A 17,188-nucleotide genomic window follows, 5' to 3' on the forward strand; every position below is an offset into this window, starting at 1 on the left:
ACCAAATCATTGTTGGTCAGAAACATTTGGTTGAATCACTGCTTATCGGATTACTCTCCGATGGTCACGTTCTGTTGGAAGGTGTACCCGGTCTGGCAAAAACTTTGGCTATTAAGACACTCGCGTCTCTGATTGATGCGAAATATAGCCGTATCCAGTTCACACCGGACTTACTGCCTGCCGATGTTATCGGTACAATGGTTTACAGTCAGAAAGATGAATCTTTTAAAGTGCAAAGAGGACCGGTTTTCGCTAACTTTGTATTAGCTGATGAAATAAACCGTGCTCCGGCCAAAGTACAGAGTGCTTTGCTGGAAGCAATGCAGGAACGGCAGGTTACTATTGGTAAGGAAACATTTGTTTTACCGGAACCTTTTCTTGTATTGGCTACTCAAAACCCTATTGAACAAGAAGGTACTTATCCGCTTCCTGAAGCACAGGTCGACCGTTTCATGCTGAAGGTTGTTATCGACTATCCGAAGTTGGAAGAAGAAAAGCTGATTATTCGCCAGAATATTAACGGAGAGAAATTCAATGTGAAACCTATTCTGAAAGCTGACGAGATTATTGAAGCACGAAAAGTTGTTCGTCAGGTATATCTGGATGAGAAAATCGAACGTTATATAGTAGATATCGTATTTGCTACTCGTTTCCCGGAAAAATATGATCTCAAAGAATTGAAAGATATGATCGGATTCGGTGGTTCACCCCGTGCTTCTATCAACTTGGCTTTGGCTGCCCGGACATATGCTTTCATTAAACGTCGTGGTTATGTAATTCCGGAAGATGTACGTGCCGTGGCGCATGATGTTCTTCGTCATCGTATCGGATTGACATATGAAGCGGAAGCCAACAATATGACTTCGGACGAAATCATCAGCAAGATTCTGAATAAGGTTGAAGTACCCTAATTCGTAGTTATAATACAGTCTATAAGTAGTCATTGTGTGGTACACTTGACTACTTTAGCTACTTACTACTTAACTACTGTATAAATGGAAACAAGTGAAATACTAAAGAAAGTTCGTCAGATTGAAATTAAGACACGGGGATTGTCTAACAATATCTTTGCAGGCCAGTATCACTCGGCTTTCAAAGGTAGGGGTATGTCGTTCTCGGAAGTCAGGGAATATCAGTTTGGCGATGATATACGTGACATAGACTGGAATGTGACTGCGCGTTTTAACAAACCCTACGTAAAAGTGTTTGAGGAAGAACGTGAGCTGACAGTTATGTTGATGGTTGATGTTTCCGGAAGTTTGGAATTTGGTACTGTCAAGCAGTTAAAGAAGGATATGGTAACAGAGATTGCTGCCACGCTCGCTTTTTCTGCTATACAGAATAATGATAAAATCGGTGTGATTTTCTTTTCAGACCGGATAGAGAAGTTTATTCCTCCCAAAAAGGGACGTAAACATATTCTATATATTATCCGTGAACTGATTGATTTTCAACCGGAAAGCCGTCACACGAATATACGTCTTGCATTGGAGTACTTGACTAACGTAATGAAAAGGCGTTGTACGGCATTCATTCTATCGGATTTCATTGACCAGGAAAGTTTCAAAAACGCATTAACTATAGCTAACCGGAAGCATGATGTAGTAGCATTACAAGTTTATGACCGGAGAATCTGCGACCTTCCTCCTATAGGATTAATGCGGGTAAAAGATGCGGAAACCGGTCATGAACAATGGATAGATACTTCTTCTAAAGCTGTGCGCCGGGCACATCGCGACTGGTGGATACAGAAGCAGGCTGAACTGAACGATACATTTACCAAAAGTAATGTAGATTCTGTATCTGTCAGAACTGACCAAGATTACGTAAAGGCATTGTTGAACTTATTTGCCAAACGAAATTAATGAAATCAAATATGAATAGAAATATTATTCTGATAGCATTATTAGGTTTACTATCTATCGGCAAAGTAACTGCGCAATCTGTCACAGTGGAAGCTAAGATAGATTCGCTGCAAATACTGATTGGCGAACAGGCGAAAGTGCAATTGCAAGTAGCTATGGATGCCAAGCAGCGTGCTGTTTTTCCTGCTTATACCGACACGTTAGTAAAGGGGGTGGAAATTATAGAAACTGTCAAAACGGATACGCAATTCCTGAATGATCGTCAGCGAATGCTGATTACTCAGGAATATGTTATCACTTCTTTTGACTCGGCTTTATATTATCTGCCGCCAATGCCTGTTACTGTAGACGGTAAAGAGTATAAATCTAAAGCTTTGGCACTGAAAGTATATTCCATGCCAGTCGATACATTACATCCTGACCAATTCTTTGGACAGAAACCTGTAATGAAAGCACCTTTCGCGTGGGAAGACTGGTATGGCTTGATTGCTTGTTCATTTCTAGCTTTGCCGCTACTTGGTTTGCTGATTTATCTTATTATCCGTATCCGTGATAATAAACCGATTATCCGCAAGATAAAAGTTGAACCTAAGTTGCCGCCACATCAGGCTGCAATGAAGGAGATAGAACGTATCAAAACCGAAAAGGTATGGCAGAAAGGACAGCCGAAGGAATATTATACGGAACTAACTGATACTCTTCGTACTTATATCAAAGACCGTTTCGGATTTAATGCTCTAGAAATGACTTCTTCTGAAATTATTGATAAATTGTTGGAAATGAATGATAAGGAGGCTATATCTGATTTGAAGGTTCTCTTCCAGACTGCCGATTTAGTGAAGTTTGCCAAACATGATCCTCAGATGAATGAGAATGACGCAAACTTAATCAATGCTATCGACTTTATCAACGAAACGAAACAACCGGAAGAGGAAAACCAGAAACCGCAGCCAACAGAAATTACCATCATTGAAAAGCGCTCTTTACGCGTCAAAGTAATGCTGATTTGCGGAATTACACTTTTATCAGTAGCATTGATTGGTACCTTTATATATATAGGTATGCAGATATACAATCTTTTTGTATAAAGAATGTGTAACTTGAATACTAAATAGTAAACTGTTAAATCATAAATAAAATGGTTTTTGCCAATATTGAATATCTGTTTTTGCTATTATTACTTATACCTTATATAGTATGGTATATTCTGAAGCAAAGAAAAAGTGAAGCAACTCTTCAAATTTCGGATGCTAGAGTATATGCACATACTCCGAAAAGTTATAAGAATTATTTGTTGCATGCTCCATTTCTACTACGCATCATAGCGTTGGTATTGGTTATTTTGGTTCTTGCACGCCCACAAACGACTAATAAGTGGCAAAACAGCGAGATAGAAGGTATTGATATCATGCTGGCTATCGACGTTTCCACCAGTATGTTGGCCGAAGATTTGAAGCCTAATAGACTGGAAGCTGCTAAGGATGTAGCCGCAGAGTTTATTAATGGACGTCCGAATGATAATATCGGTATCACATTATTTGCCGGTGAGACTTTCACTCAGTGTCCATTGACTGTAGATCATGCTGTATTGCTGGATATGATTCATAATATCAAATGTGGTCTTATCGAGGATGGTACAGCAGTAGGTATGGGAATAGCGAATGCTGTAACCCGCCTGAAAGACAGCAAAGCTAAATCGAAAGTTATCATTTTGCTGACGGATGGTACCAATAACAAAGGAGATATTTCTCCGATGACGGCCGCCGAAATAGCTAAAAGTTTTGGTATTCGTGTATATACCATTGGAGTAGGAACGAATGGAATGGCGCCTTATCCTTATCCGGTCGGAAATACTGTGCAATATGTAAATATGCCGGTAGAAATTGATGAAAAGACATTGACGCAGATAGCTGGAACAACAGATGGCAACTATTTCCGGGCTACCAGTAATTCGAAACTGAAAGAAGTGTATGAAGAAATTGATAAACTGGAGAAAACTAAACTGAATGTAAAAGAGTATAGCAAGCGGGATGAAGACTATCACTGGTTTGCATTAGCTGCTTTTCTCTGTGTTTTACTGGAAGTACTGCTACGTAATTCAATACTCAAAAAGATTCCGTAAAGGTGGTTTGTCAATTGTAATTTGTCAATCGTAAAATAGTAAAGAAGATGTTTCGATTTGGAGAACCTACATATTTATATTTATTGCTGCTATTACCATTTTTAGCAGCTTTCTACCTGTATTCTAACTACAAAAGAAGGAAGAATATCCGCCGTTTTGGAGATCCGGCTTTGTTGGCTCAACTAATGCCTGATGTATCTAAATATCGTCCAGATGTGAAATTTTGGATACTTTTTGCTGCTATCGGTTTATTTTCAGTACTATTAGCACGTCCTCAATTTGGTGCTAAACTGGAAACGGTGAAACGTAAGGGAGTCGAAGTGATTATTGCATTAGATATTTCAAACTCCATGCTTGCCCAGGATGTACAGCCAAGCCGTTTGGAGAAAGCCAAAAGACTAATATCCAGATTGGTCGATGAGCTTGATAATGATAAAGTCGGTATGATTGTTTTCGCCGGTGATGCTTTTACGCAATTGCCAATTACTAGCGACTACATTTCCGCTAAGATGTTTCTGGAATCTATAAATCCTTCGTTAATATCCAAACAAGGTACAGCTATTGGAGAAGCTATTAATTTAGCGACTCGTAGCTTCACTCCCCAAGAAGGAGTAGGACGTGCCATCATCGTCATTACTGACGGTGAGAATCACGAAGGTGGCGCAGTCGAAGCTGCTAAGGCTGCCGCTGAAAAAGGTATCCAGGTAAATGTGTTGGGAGTAGGTATGCCTGATGGGGCTCCCATACCAGCTGAAGGTACAAATGATTATCGACGTGACCGGGAAGGTAATGTAATCGTTACCCGTTTGAATGAGACTATGTGTCAGGAGATTGCCAAAGAGGGAAAAGGTATATATGTACGGGTTGATAACTCTAATTCTGCACAGAAAGCTATTAATCAGGAAGTGAACAAAATGGCAAAATCTGATGTGGAATCAAAAGTCTACACGGAATTTAACGAACAATTCCAAGCAATTGCCTGGATTATTCTACTATTGCTATTGGCAGAAATATTAATTTTGGACCGCAAGAATCCTTTATTTAAGAACGTTCATCTGTTTTCTAATAAGAAATAGTTATATAGTTATGTACATGTTAAAAAGTAAATATATTCTATCTGTTGTGTTTCTGTTGGCAACAACCACTGTCTCAGCTCAGAAAGCAGAACGCGACTATATCCGTAAAGGAAACCGGCTGTTTAATGATAGTGTATTTATAGATGCAGAGGTGAACTACCGAAAAGCCCTGGAAATAAATCCCAAATCTACAGTATCTATGTATAATTTGGGAAACACGCTTTCACAACAGCAAAAGTTTCAGGATGCCATGGAACAATATGTGTCGGCTAGTAATATAGAAAAGGATAAAATGAAACTGGCTCATATTTACCACAACATGGGAGTGCTTTTCCAAGCCGGCAAAGATTACGCTAAAGCTGTAGATGCGTATAAAATGTCATTACGCAATAACCCTACAGACCATGAAACGAGATATAATCTGGCTCTTGCACAAAAAATGCTGAAAGATCAGCAACAGAACCAACAGAATCAAGACCAAAATCAGGACCAAAACAAAGATCAACAAAAGCAGGATCAAAAACAAGACCAGAATAAAGATAAACAGAACGATCAGAAGCAAGATGAAAAGAAAGATCAGCAGCAACCGCCGAAATCTGAGAAACAAAATAATCAGATGTCAAAGGAGAACGCTGAGCAACTACTGAATTCTGTGATGCAGGATGAAAAAAACGTGCAGGATAAAGTAAAAAAACAACAGAAAGTTATGCAAGGTGGTCGTTTAGAAAAGGATTGGTAATATAAAGTTGACGATATAAATTTCATAAGCAATGAGAAAACTGATTATTATATTGATGGCATTGATAGCATATAGCACTCAGGCGTTGGCCGACAAAGTGTCTTTTACTGCTTCTGCTCCTGACGCGGTAGTAGTAGGCGATCAATTCAGGCTGTCTTACACCGTAACCACACAGAAAGTAAAGGATTTCCAGGTACCCTCAATTAAGGGGTTTGACGTACTGATGGGGCCAAGCCGCTCACAACAAAGTAGTACTCAAATTATAAATGGTAGTGTTACATCTACCAGCAGCATTACGTTTACATATATATTGATGGCTAACACTGCTGGTGAATACACAATTGGTGGTGCTTCAATAGTAGCAGATGGTAACCAAATGGTGTCAAACTCTGTAAAAATTAAAGTATTACCACAGGACCAGAGTAGTAATAGCGGACAAAATAGTAATAATAACTCTTCCGTACATTCCTCGTCCGCCACGAGTGTATCTAATCAAGACCTGTTTATCACGGCAACTGCCAGCAAGACCAATGTGTTTGAGCAGGAAGCATTTGTTCTGACATATAAAATATATACCAGAGAATCTAATTTGCAGCTAAATAATGCTAAACTCCCTGATTTTAAAGGTTTCCATTCACAGGAAATCGAAATGACTACAAATGCCAAGTGGACTCCAGAACATTATCAGGGACGCAACTACTATACAACAGTTTATCGTCAGTTTGTGCTTTTTCCACAGCAATCTGGTAAACTCTATATAGATCCGGCTCAATTTCAAATGACAGTAGGCAAACCTGTACAATCGGCCGATCCTTTTGATGCATTCTTTAACGGTGGAAGTAGTGTGATCGAGATAAAAAAATCTATCGCTACGCCTAAGATAGCAATAAACGTCAATCCGCTTCCAGCCGGTAAGCCTTCCGACTTCTCAGGCGGAGTGGGAGAGTTTACTATTTCGTCTTCTATCAATAGCAAAGAATTGAAAACCAATGATGCTATTACAATTAAACTGGTTATTTCAGGTACAGGAAACTTGAAGTTGATTTCTAATCCAGAAATCAACTTCCCAGATGATTTCGAAGTATATGATCCTAAAGTAGATAATCAAGTCAGATTGACTCGGGAAGGACTTACTGGCAACAAAGTAATCGAGTACTTGGCAATTCCCAGACATGCTGGGACATATAAGATTCCGGGAGTGTCTTTCAGTTACTTCGATATCCGTTCCAAATCATACAAAACTTTGAAAACGGAAGAGTATGTCGTGAATATTGAGAAGGGTGCGGGAAATGCAGATCAAGTGATTGCAAACTTTACTAATAAAGAGGACTTGAAAGTATTAGGAGAAGACATACGTTATATCAAGCAGAATGAGGTAGCTCTTCAGCCTAGAGGAAGCTTTTTCTATGGTTCAATGACTTATTGGTTATTCTACATTATTCCGGCTCTTGCCTTTATTATCTTCTTTATCGTTTATCGTAAACAAGCTACCGAGAATGCCAATGTTGCTAAAGTACGAACAAAGAAAGCTAATAAAGTCGCTACAAAACGAATGAAATTAGCAGGCAAGTTACTTTCCGAAAATAAGAAGGATGCTTTTTATGATGAGGTTTTAAAGGCATTATGGGGATATATTAGTGATAAATTAAATATTCCGGTATCTCGTTTATCCAAAGATAATATCGAAGAGAAACTGAGAAATCACGGAGTGAATGAAGAACTGATCAAAGAGTTCTTGAATGCACTGAATGACTGTGAATTTGCCCGTTTCGCCCCAGGTGATGAAAATCAAGCTATGGATAAGGTTTATTCATCTTCAATAGAAGTAATAAGCAAAATGGAGAATTCAATAAAACATTAACCCAGAAGAGATTGTGTTATGAAAAAAATATTATTTTTTATATTAATAGCAATATCGATGACTTGTTTTGGACAAGATGTCCAAAACATTGATTCTATACAAATAAACGATTCTATACAATCAAGTTCCACTATATTCTCCAACAATACATCAGGAGGTGTCACAAAAGCTGAAGGAGATTCCGCATATATAAAAGAAGATTATGCAACAGCTATCCAAGTATACGAAAGTCTTCTTAAAAACGGAGAGGCCGCTGAGATTTATTACAACTTAGGAAATAGTTATTATAAAATAGGAGAAATAGCAAAAGCAGTCCTTAACTATGAACGTGCCTTATTATTACAACCAGGGAATAATGACATTCGTGCTAATCTTGAAGTGGCACGCGCTAAAACAATAGACAAAGTAGAACCTGTTCCAGAGGTATTCTTTGTTTCCTGGACTAGGTCTTTGATAAATAGTATGAGCGTTGATGCATGGGCAATATGGGGAATTATTTCTTTCATTTTATTGATTGTTGCTCTTTACCTCTTCATATTCTCCAAACAAGTTACATGCAAGAAAGCAGGTTTCATATCAGGAATCATCTTTTTAATTATTACCATATGCGCAAATCTTTTTGCTTCAGAACAAAAGGAACATTTGGTAAACCGGAATGAAGCGATAGTAATGAATCCAAGTATCACAGTCAGAAGTACACCTAGCGAAAGTGGTACTAGCTTATTTATTCTTCATGAAGGAAGAAAGGTAAGCGTCAAGGATAATTCAATGAAAGAATGGAAAGAAATCCGTTTAGAAGACGGAAAAGTAGGATGGGTACCAGCTTCCACTATTGAAGTGATATAAAGCTTAATAATAGATTTTATAAATTCGATAAAAAAAGATAAGCAAATAATTTGTTTTATCTTTTTTTTTGCTTAAGTTTATAGCGTGATAAAAAAATCACATAGTATTAACCATTAAATTTACGAGACATGAGAACAATAACATTTAATGAACTTCGTAAGATTAAAGATTCATTGCCCAGCGGTAGCATGCATCGAATAGCAGACGAACTTGGTTTACACGTAGATACTGTGCGAAACTTTTTCGGAGGCCATAATTTCAAGGAGGGAAAAAGTGTCGGAATACATCTTGAGCCCGGTCCAGATGGTGGGCTTGTTATGTTAGACGATACAACAGTTCTCGATCGGGCTTTAAAGATTCTAGATGAATTGAATATGAGTATGCAAAAAGAACAGGCTACCGAATCTGTGCAAGTTTAAAATATAGCAAGCAGAATCCCAATTGAGCAAACAATTGGGATTTCTTATTTGTTCTCACCTTACAAAAATATACACTTATGGAAGACAAATTAGTAACCCTAGCTATTCTGACATATACCAAAGCTCAGATATTAAAGAATGTCCTTGAAAATGAAGGTATAGAAACATACATTCATAATGTAAACCAAATACAACCAGTCGTTTCTTCAGGTGTCCGTTTGCGAATTAAGGAAAGTGATTTACCACGTGCACTGAAGATAACAGAAAGTTCTACTTGGTTATCAGAGAGTATAGTGGGAGAGAAGGAACCCAAAATTGAAAAGTCAAATAAGATTTTAATTCCTGTCGACTTTTCCAATTACTCGATGAAAGCGTGTGAATTTGCTTTTAATCTAGCAAAAACAGAGAACGCAGAAGTTGTCTTATTGCATGTTTATTTCACTCCTATATATGCATCTTCATTGCCATATGGAGATGTTTTCAATTACCAAGTTGGCGATGAAGAGACTGTAAAGACTATTATTCACAAAGCACATTCTGATCTCAATGCTCTGTCAACCAAGATAAAAGAAAAAGTTGCCTCAGGAGAATTTCCGGATGTCAAATATAGTTGTATTCTACGGGAAGGCATTCCTGAGGAAGAAATCCTCAGATATTCCAAAGAGCAGCGTCCCGTTGTGATTATCATGGGAACTCGAGGAAAGAATCAAAAGGATATTGATTTGATCGGTAGTGTAACTGCTGAAGTTATTGACAGAAGCCGTACTGCTGTGTTGGCCATTCCTGAAAATACACCATTCAAACAGTTCAGTGAGGTCAAGCGTATTGCTTTCATAACCAATTTCGATCAAAGGGATTTAATTGCATTTGAGGAATTCTTCAATACTTGGAAATCATTTTATTTTTCTGTATCCTTGATACACCTTACCGAGTCCAAAGATGCCTGGAATGAAATAAAACTTGCAGGAATAAAAGAATATTTCCATAAACAATACCCAGGGCTCGAAATTCATTATGATGTAGTAATGAATAACAATCTACTAAAAGGACTTGAGCAATATATCAAAGATAATCAAATAGATATAATCACACTTACGTCATATAAAAGAAGTATATTTGCTAGATTATTTAATCCCAGTATTGCCAGAAAGATGATATTTCATTCCGATACACCATTACTTGTTATTAACGGAGGGGGGGGATGATCAAATGATATATAAAAAAGGCACTCAGAATTAGGGAATAATCATTATTATGTTTAATAGAAAAAGAGAGAAATTTAAACCTTGCTCCTTTTTACTATTTATTTGAGATACATCACACACATCTTTTTATGAAATAAAAAAGAAGGCTACACAAAGTAACCTTCTTTTTTTATTTCAAAGAAAATGATTATTTCATCATCTTATCAATTTCTTCAAATTCCGGACCCATATTCAAGTTATAATAAACTCGGTAAAGTCCTTGCAACCACAAGTCCTGCTGGTCAGGTTTCAAAGTTCTAGCTTTTTCATAGAAAGGCTTAGCTTCTTCATAGAATTTCTTCACTACAGCTTGTGCTTCAGCGTACTTAGGATCATTGATATCTGTTGTAGCCTTATCAGCATAATCCTGTGCTTTCATTAAATATACCAAACCAACGTTAGAGTATGCTTCTGCATATTCAGGATCAGCAGCAATAGCCTTTTTATAGTACTCGATTGCATTATCATACTCTTTCATATTATGATAAAGATATGCTTTTACATACAAATACAGTTTGTTATTAGGATCATTAGACAACATTCTATCAGCAAATTCCATTGCTTTAGAAGCTTGATTAGAACTATTATAATAGTCAACCAAATTTGCAAAGAAATAGTCGTTTCCCGGAAACTTAAGGATACCCTCTTCCAACGCCTTAATCCATGCTACAGTATCACCTTTAGCCTTATAAGCATCAGCCATCAACTGCATTGCAAATTTACCACCGTCTTTATCAGCCAAAGCTGTAGGAGCATATTTAATGATAGCATCCTTGTCACCTACTCTATCAGCAGCTAATGTTGCATAATAAGCAATCTGTGGAAGAAGAGTGTCAGTTTTAGCAATTTCTTTATCTGCCAACATCGGATAAGAAGCTGACTCTACGTATGTTGCGAAGAATTTCAGTGCTTCCTTATTCTTATCTAAATTGAAATACTGGATACCACCATTAATCAAGTTAGGACGTTCAGCTAGCATACTAGAAGCGTTTGCCTTACGATATTTATTTTTTATTTTTCCCTTCTCATTAGGAACTTGTGCCAAATCATCACATTTTGTATAGTACTCATACATTTTCAAAATACTATTGTATACTTTCAATGTATCATACGGTTTTCTCAAAAAAGCATTTTTCATTTGCTCTTCGTTGATACGCTTCTGAATAAATCCAGCAACGTCCCATGTGTCAGCAAGATCCTTTGTTTCAGGATTCTTCATAGCCTCCTTAATAAGCTGTTCAGCCTGCTTAAAATTAGGTTTTACGTCATTAGCCATACTCTTTGCTTCCTTTACATTCTTCATTTGTGCGAATGAGAAGCTAACAGCCATCAATAAAACCATCGAAAATAATACTCTTTTCATGATTGTTGTTTGATTAATTATTAATATTATGTCTATTCCTCAATTTTATTACTTTCGTTTTCGTTAACGTCCACTGAAGAATCTTCAACATCAGGAGAATCTGCATTTGGATCACTCACAATAGTTCCTTCCGCTTCTTCTGCCGGTATTTCATCTTCAAGACTTTCGGTCATAACCTTACATACCGAACCAATCTGGTCGTTACGTTTTTCAAGATTAATCAGACGAACCCCTTGAGTGGCACGTCCCATGATACGAACATCTTCCACTTTCAAACGAATGGTGATACCAGACTTATTGATAATCATTAAGTCGTTTTCATCTGTTACAGACTTGATTGTTACCAACTTACCTGTTTTCTCAGTAATATTCATGGTCTTAACACCCTTACCGCCACGGTTAGTCTTACGGTAATCTTCGATTTCAGAACGTTTACCATATCCCTGTTCAGAAACAACCATCACAGATTCTGTTTCCAAATCCTTGATACAAATCATTCCAACAACTTCATCCTGACCATCGTTATCCAAAGTGATACCACGCACACCTGTTGCAGTACGTCCCATTACGCGGACTGCTGCCTCGTGGAAACGAATCGCACGTCCATTACGATTAGCAATGATAATCTCGTTATTGCCATTCGTCATACGAACTTCAATTACACTATCATCTTCACGAATAGTAATAGCATTTACACCATTCTGACGAGGACGAGAGTATTGTTCAAGCAGTGTTTTCTTTATCACCCCTTTCTTAGTACAGAACAATACATAATGGCTATTAATAAATTCAGAATCTTCCAGACTCTTCACACGCAAATATGCTGTTACATTATCGTCAGAATCGATATTCAGCAAGTTTTGGATAGCACGTCCCTTAGAGTTCTTCGTTCCTTCGGGTATTTCATATACTTTCAACCAATAGCACTTTCCTTTTTGTGTAAAGAACATCATAGTATTGTGCATGGTAGCCGGATAAATATGCTCTACAAAGTCTTCATCACGGGTTTCTGTACCCTTTGAACCTACTCCACCACGATTCTGCGCGCGGAATTCAGTCAATGGCGTACGTTTGATATATCCCATATGAGAAATTGTGATAATCATTTGATCATCTGCATAGAAGTCTTCCGGGTTAAATTCTTCTGAAGAATAGACGATTTCCGAACGACGTTCATCCCCGTATTTCGCTTTTACTTCTAATAATTCTTCTTTCATCACCTTGCGGCATACTTCATCATCAGCCAGAATACTTTCCAAATAAGCAATTTGCTTCATTATTTCTTCATATTCTGCATGAAGTTGATCTTGCATCAGACCAGTCAACTGACGCAAACGCATTTCTACAATAGCACGAGACTGAATTTCTGTCAGGTTGAAGCGTTCTATCAAGCCCGCTATAGCATCATTAGGAGTTTTAGCAGCACGGATAATACGGATTACTTCGTCAATATTATCCGAAGCAATAATTAGACCTTCGAGAATATGCGCACGTTCTTTTGCCTTGCGAAGTTCAAATTGAGTACGACGAATAACAACCTCATGTCTATGCTCAATGAAATATTTAATCAAATCTCTCAAGTTCAATGTCTTCGGACGCCCGTGAACCAAAGCGACATTGTTTACACCGAATGATGTCTGCAAAGCTGTCATCTTATAGAGTTTATTCAGCACTACACTAGCATTTGCATCACGTTTCACGTCAATAACAATACGCATACCATCACGGTCAGACTCATCATTCGCATTCGAGATACCCTCTATTTTCTTATCGTTCACAAGGTCAGCAATGTATTTAATCAATTCTGCCTTATTCACATTATACGGGATCTCAGTTACTACAATCTTATCATGTGTCTGTCCAGTTTCTATTTCTGCTTTCGCACGCATAACCACACGTCCACGACCTGTCAGATATGCTTCACGAACACCGCTTACACCATATATATATCCACCTGTAGGAAAGTCCGGAGCTTTGACAAATTCCATCAACTCTTCAACTGTAATCTCCGGATTATTGATATATGCGTCACAGGCATCAATTACCTCCGAAAGATTATGAGGTGGCATATTGGTAGCCATACCAACGGCAATACCGGATGCACCATTTACTAAAAGATTAGGAATACGGGTCGGCATCACCTTGGGTTCAACCAACGTATTGTCAAAGTTAGGTTCGAAATCAACAGTTTCCTTATACAGGTCATCCATCATTGCTTCACCCAACTTATTAAGACGAGCCTCGGTATAACGCATGGCAGCAGGACTATCACCGTCTACCGAACCAAAGTTACCCTGTCCGTCTACCAAAGGATAACGCATTGCCCACTCCTGAGCCATACGCACCATTGCAAGATAAACAGAAGAATCTCCATGAGGGTGATACTTACCAAGCACCTCGCCTACGATTCTGGCTGATTTCTTATAAGGTTTGTCTGAAGTATTACCCAATTCCATCATTCCGTATAAAATTCTACGGTGAACGGGCTTAAATCCATCTCTAACATCCGGAAGGGCACGTGAAACAATGACCGACATGGAGTAGTCAATGTACGATGACTTCATTTCCTCCTCGATGTTAATCTTTATAATTCTGTCTTGTTCAAGCATTTAAAATGATTATTAATTATACATTCTATGGTTTGTGAAAAACCACGCTAAAGTACTACTTTTCCCGGATATACGAAAGTTTTTAGGAAGAAAGTTTTATTATGGATAGAACGACATCCGACTAAGTTTTAAAATACGAAAACAAAAGGAGAAAAATAATAAATGTAAGGTATAAAGATAGTGCAACATCAGTAAAAAAGACCTGAATATTTGTTATACCTTATATATATAATGCAAATACACCGTTTTTATGGCACGCCATTTGTAGATATAAGAAATAAAGCAAATATTGCAATACAAACCTGATTTAATGCGTATATTTGCCAGTGAATAACCCTTAGAAGAAAAGGAAAAAGTATGAATAATCAATTCTCACAAAGAGTTTCCGACATTATCGTCTATAGTAAGGAAGAAGCGAATCGGCTGAGAAGTAGGTACATAGCCCCCGAACACCTGCTTCTGGGAATGCTCCGTGACGGTGAAGGGAAAGCTATCGAGATATTGTCTAAACTCAACACCAATCTGGCTATAATCAAACAGCAGATTGAAGCTCAACTGAAGGCAGAAGCTGATGATATGCTACTGCCTGATGCAGAGGTACCGTTATCTAATGATGCGGCAAAAATATTAAAAATGTGTATTTTAGAAGCACGTGGAATGAAAAGTAACATCGCTGATACAGAACATGTTCTGTTAGCAATCTTAAGAGAGAAAAACAATATGGCAGCTTCAGTACTTGAAGCTAATGATATAAATTACGCAAAAGTGTTGGAGCAAGCCACGTTGCAACCTGATATTAACTCAGGTATGGGATTTCCTGAAGACGATGATGATGAAGAAGAAATGTCTTCTCCCCGTTCAAGTGGCAGAGGTGGTGACGAACGCCAGCAGGCACAAACCGCTTCCAAAAAGCCGTCTAATGATACACCAGTACTCGATAATTTCGGTACAGATATGACAAAAGCGGCAGAAGAAGGGAAATTAGACCCTGTAGTCGGTCGGGAAAAAGAAATCGAACGTCTGGCCCAAATCCTGAGCCGTCGCAAAAAGAATAATCCGATCTTGATCGGCGAACCGGGTGTAGGAAAATCAGCAATCGTTGAAGGACTAGCGTTAAGAATCATTCAGAAAAAGGTTTCCCGAATTCTGTTTGACAAACGAGTAGTAGCCCTTGATATGACAGCCGTGGTAGCCGGAACTAAATATCGCGGACAGTTCGAAGAACGTATTCGTTCCATTCTCAATGAGTTACAGAAGAATCCGAATGTCATTTTGTTTATTGACGAAATTCATACGATTGTAGGTGCAGGTTCCGCAGCAGGTTCTATGGATGCTGCAAATATGCTGAAACCGGCATTGGCAAGAGGAGAAATACAATGTATTGGTGCCACTACCTTGGATGAGTATCGTAAAAATATCGAAAAGGATGGCGCTTTGGAACGTCGTTTCCAGAAAGTAATAGTGGAACCCACAACTGCAGAAGAAACGCTTCAGATTCTGCGTAATATTAAGGACAAATATGAGGATCATCATAATGTATATTATACAGACGAAGCATTAGAAGCATGTGTCAAGCTGACAGATCGCTATATCACAGATCGCAATTTCCCAGATAAGGCCATTGATGCTTTAGATGAAGCCGGTTCACGTGTACATCTAACTAATGTCAATGTCCCCAAAGAGATAGAAGAACAGGAAAAACTGATTGAAGAAGCTAAGAATAAGAAAAATGAAGCTGTAAAATCGCAGAACTTCGAACTTGCGGCTAGTTTCCGAGATAAGGAAAAAGAACTCTCCCTCCAACTGGATGAGATGAAAAAAGAATGGGAAGCTAGTCTGAAGGAAAACAGGCAAACTGTTGATGCGGAAGAAATCGCCAATGTGATATCCATGATGTCAGGCATCCCTGTGCAGCGTATGGCGCAAGCTGAAGGCATAAAACTGGCAGGTATGAAAGAAGACTTGCAGTCTAAAGTCATTGCGCAAGATACAGCAATAGAGAAGCTCGTCAAAGCTATTTTGCGAAGCCGTGTAGGACTGAAAGATCCCAATAAACCGATTGGCACATTTATGTTCTTAGGCCCGACAGGAGTTGGTAAGACTCACTTGGCAAAAGAGTTGGCCAAATACATGTTTGGCTCTGCCGATGCGCTGATCCGTATAGACATGAGTGAATATATGGAGAAATTTACGGTCTCACGGTTAGTCGGAGCACCTCCGGGATATGTAGGATATGAGGAAGGTGGTCAGTTGACAGAAAAAGTACGTCGCAAACCATATTCTATCGTATTGCTTGATGAGATAGAAAAAGCACATCCGGATGTATTCAATATCCTGCTTCAAGTAATGGACGAAGGTCGTTTGACTGACAGTTATGGCAGAATGGTAGACTTCAAAAATACCGTTATTATCATGACTTCCAATATTGGAACCCGTCAGTTAAAAGACTTTGGACGAGGGGTCGGATTTGCGACACAAAGTCGTCTGGATGACAAAGAATTCTCGCGAAGCGTAATACAAAAGGCTTTGAATAAATCATTCGCACCCGAATTCATTAATCGTGTAGATGAAATCATAACATTTGACCAACTCTCTTTGGAAGCAATTACAAAGATTATAGACATAGAGTTGAAAGGATTGTATAACAGAATTGAATCTATTGGATATAAGCTTGTTATTGAAGATAAAGCAAAAGAATTCATTGCAAGCAAAGGATATGACGTACAATATGGTGCCCGTCCTTTAAAGCGCGCCATTCAAGCTTATTTAGAAGATGGGCTATCCGAACTTATCATTTCCTCCTCCTTGAAGGAAGGCGACAGCATCCAAGTCATTCTTAACAAAGAAAAAGGCGAATTGGAGATGAAAGTAGTTCCTGCGGAATAGAATTATTTTCAATATAACAGAATCTTAAATATGCCATAATGTCAGACCTTTGGGTCTGGCATTTTTTTTGTCTCTATCTGTGCAAATACAATTAAAATCAATAAATAGATAAACTAAAAAATATACGTATTATGCAAAAAGGTAATATTGGGGTTACA

General features: G+C 38.2%; 13 protein-coding genes. 11 read left to right on the top strand and 2 right to left on the bottom strand.

The features are described from left to right. From RDN93_RS19085 to RDN93_RS19130, 10 genes are all read left to right on the top strand, one after another. Positions 1-911 (top strand): AAA family ATPase (locus RDN93_RS19085; RefSeq protein ID WP_308746961.1); only part of this gene is annotated, 911 nt, incomplete at its 5' end. An 84-nt stretch (positions 912-995) separates the two neighbouring features. Further along, positions 996-1,865 (top strand): DUF58 domain-containing protein, encoded by an 870-nt coding sequence (locus RDN93_RS19090; RefSeq protein ID WP_308746962.1) that lies wholly within the window; start codon positions 996-998, stop codon positions 1,863-1,865. Further along, positions 1,865-2,953 (top strand): hypothetical protein, encoded by a 1,089-nt coding sequence (locus RDN93_RS19095; protein WP_308746963.1) that lies wholly within the window; start codon positions 1,865-1,867, stop codon positions 2,951-2,953. The genes RDN93_RS19090 and RDN93_RS19095 overlap by 1 nt, the downstream gene beginning before the upstream one ends. Before the next feature lie 50 nt (positions 2,954-3,003). Continuing rightward, a complete protein-coding gene (locus RDN93_RS19100; protein WP_308746964.1) occupies positions 3,004-3,987 on the top strand; it encodes a VWA domain-containing protein in 984 nt (327 codons plus the stop codon). Between the two features lie 47 nt (positions 3,988-4,034). Next, on the top strand, positions 4,035-5,063 hold the full coding sequence (locus tag RDN93_RS19105) for a VWA domain-containing protein (RefSeq protein ID WP_308746965.1): 1,029 nt from the start codon (positions 4,035-4,037) through the stop codon (positions 5,061-5,063). A 16-nt stretch (positions 5,064-5,079) separates the two neighbouring features. After that, positions 5,080-5,802 (top strand): tetratricopeptide repeat protein, encoded by a 723-nt coding sequence (locus RDN93_RS19110; protein ID WP_308746966.1) that lies wholly within the window; start codon positions 5,080-5,082, stop codon positions 5,800-5,802. 31 nt (positions 5,803-5,833) lie between these two features. Further along, positions 5,834-7,663, top strand: a complete 1,830-nt coding sequence (locus tag RDN93_RS19115) for a BatD family protein (RefSeq protein WP_308746967.1) — start codon at positions 5,834-5,836, stop codon at positions 7,661-7,663. 18 nt (positions 7,664-7,681) lie between these two features. Continuing rightward, positions 7,682-8,509 carry a tetratricopeptide repeat protein gene (locus RDN93_RS19120; RefSeq protein WP_308746968.1) on the top strand — a complete coding sequence of 276 codons (828 nt, stop codon included), beginning with the start codon at positions 7,682-7,684 and terminating at the stop codon, positions 8,507-8,509. Positions 8,510-8,637: 128 nt separating this feature from the next. Then, a complete protein-coding gene (locus RDN93_RS19125; RefSeq protein ID WP_004295969.1) occupies positions 8,638-8,928 on the top strand; it encodes a hypothetical protein in 291 nt (96 codons plus the stop codon). Between the two features lie 77 nt (positions 8,929-9,005). Further along, the gene (locus RDN93_RS19130; protein WP_308746969.1) at positions 9,006-10,133 is read left to right on the top strand and encodes a universal stress protein; all 1,128 of its coding nucleotides are present in this window, start codon (positions 9,006-9,008) and stop codon (positions 10,131-10,133) included. A 187-nt stretch (positions 10,134-10,320) separates the two neighbouring features. Here RDN93_RS19130 and RDN93_RS19135 read toward each other — a convergent pair whose 3' ends face one another. After that, positions 10,321-11,535, bottom strand: coding sequence for a tetratricopeptide repeat protein (locus RDN93_RS19135; protein ID WP_308746970.1), 1,215 nt, complete (start codon positions 11,533-11,535; stop codon positions 10,321-10,323). Positions 11,536-11,567: 32 nt separating this feature from the next. Then, positions 11,568-14,144, bottom strand: coding sequence for a DNA gyrase subunit A (gene gyrA, locus RDN93_RS19140; protein ID WP_308746971.1), 2,577 nt, complete (start codon positions 14,142-14,144; stop codon positions 11,568-11,570). A 357-nt stretch (positions 14,145-14,501) separates the two neighbouring features. Between gyrA and RDN93_RS19145 the strand changes: the two genes are divergently transcribed. Further along, the gene (locus tag RDN93_RS19145; RefSeq protein WP_308746972.1) at positions 14,502-17,030 is read left to right on the top strand and encodes an ATP-dependent Clp protease ATP-binding subunit; all 2,529 of its coding nucleotides are present in this window, start codon (positions 14,502-14,504) and stop codon (positions 17,028-17,030) included. The last annotated feature ends 158 nt before the right edge of the window (positions 17,031-17,188 follow it).

Origin of the sequence: uncultured Bacteroides sp. (genome assembly GCF_902491285.1) — a bacterium.
Taxonomy (GTDB): domain Bacteria; phylum Bacteroidota; class Bacteroidia; order Bacteroidales; family Bacteroidaceae; genus Bacteroides.

Excerpts from the sequence above, each read along its gene's own strand:
- RDN93_RS19110 (WP_308746966.1), top strand. The coding sequence starts at position 5,080 with ATGTTAAAAAGTAAATATATTCTATCTGTTGTGTTTCTGTTGGCAACA.
- RDN93_RS19100 (WP_308746964.1), top strand. The coding sequence starts at position 3,004 with ATGGTTTTTGCCAATATTGAATATCTGTTTTTGCTATTATTACTTATA.
- RDN93_RS19130 (WP_308746969.1), top strand. The coding sequence starts at position 9,006 with ATGGAAGACAAATTAGTAACCCTAGCTATTCTGACATATACCAAAGCT.
- RDN93_RS19135 (WP_308746970.1), bottom strand. The coding sequence starts at position 11,535 with ATGAAAAGAGTATTATTTTCGATGGTTTTATTGATGGCTGTTAGCTTC.
- RDN93_RS19105 (WP_308746965.1), top strand. The coding sequence starts at position 4,035 with ATGTTTCGATTTGGAGAACCTACATATTTATATTTATTGCTGCTATTA.
- gyrA (WP_308746971.1), bottom strand. The coding sequence starts at position 14,144 with ATGCTTGAACAAGACAGAATTATAAAGATTAACATCGAGGAGGAAATG.
- RDN93_RS19115 (WP_308746967.1), top strand. The coding sequence starts at position 5,834 with ATGAGAAAACTGATTATTATATTGATGGCATTGATAGCATATAGCACT.
- RDN93_RS19090 (WP_308746962.1), top strand. The coding sequence starts at position 996 with ATGGAAACAAGTGAAATACTAAAGAAAGTTCGTCAGATTGAAATTAAG.
- RDN93_RS19125 (WP_004295969.1), top strand. The coding sequence starts at position 8,638 with ATGAGAACAATAACATTTAATGAACTTCGTAAGATTAAAGATTCATTG.
- RDN93_RS19145 (WP_308746972.1), top strand. The coding sequence starts at position 14,502 with ATGAATAATCAATTCTCACAAAGAGTTTCCGACATTATCGTCTATAGT.
- RDN93_RS19120 (WP_308746968.1), top strand. The coding sequence starts at position 7,682 with ATGAAAAAAATATTATTTTTTATATTAATAGCAATATCGATGACTTGT.
- RDN93_RS19095 (WP_308746963.1), top strand. The coding sequence starts at position 1,865 with ATGAAATCAAATATGAATAGAAATATTATTCTGATAGCATTATTAGGT.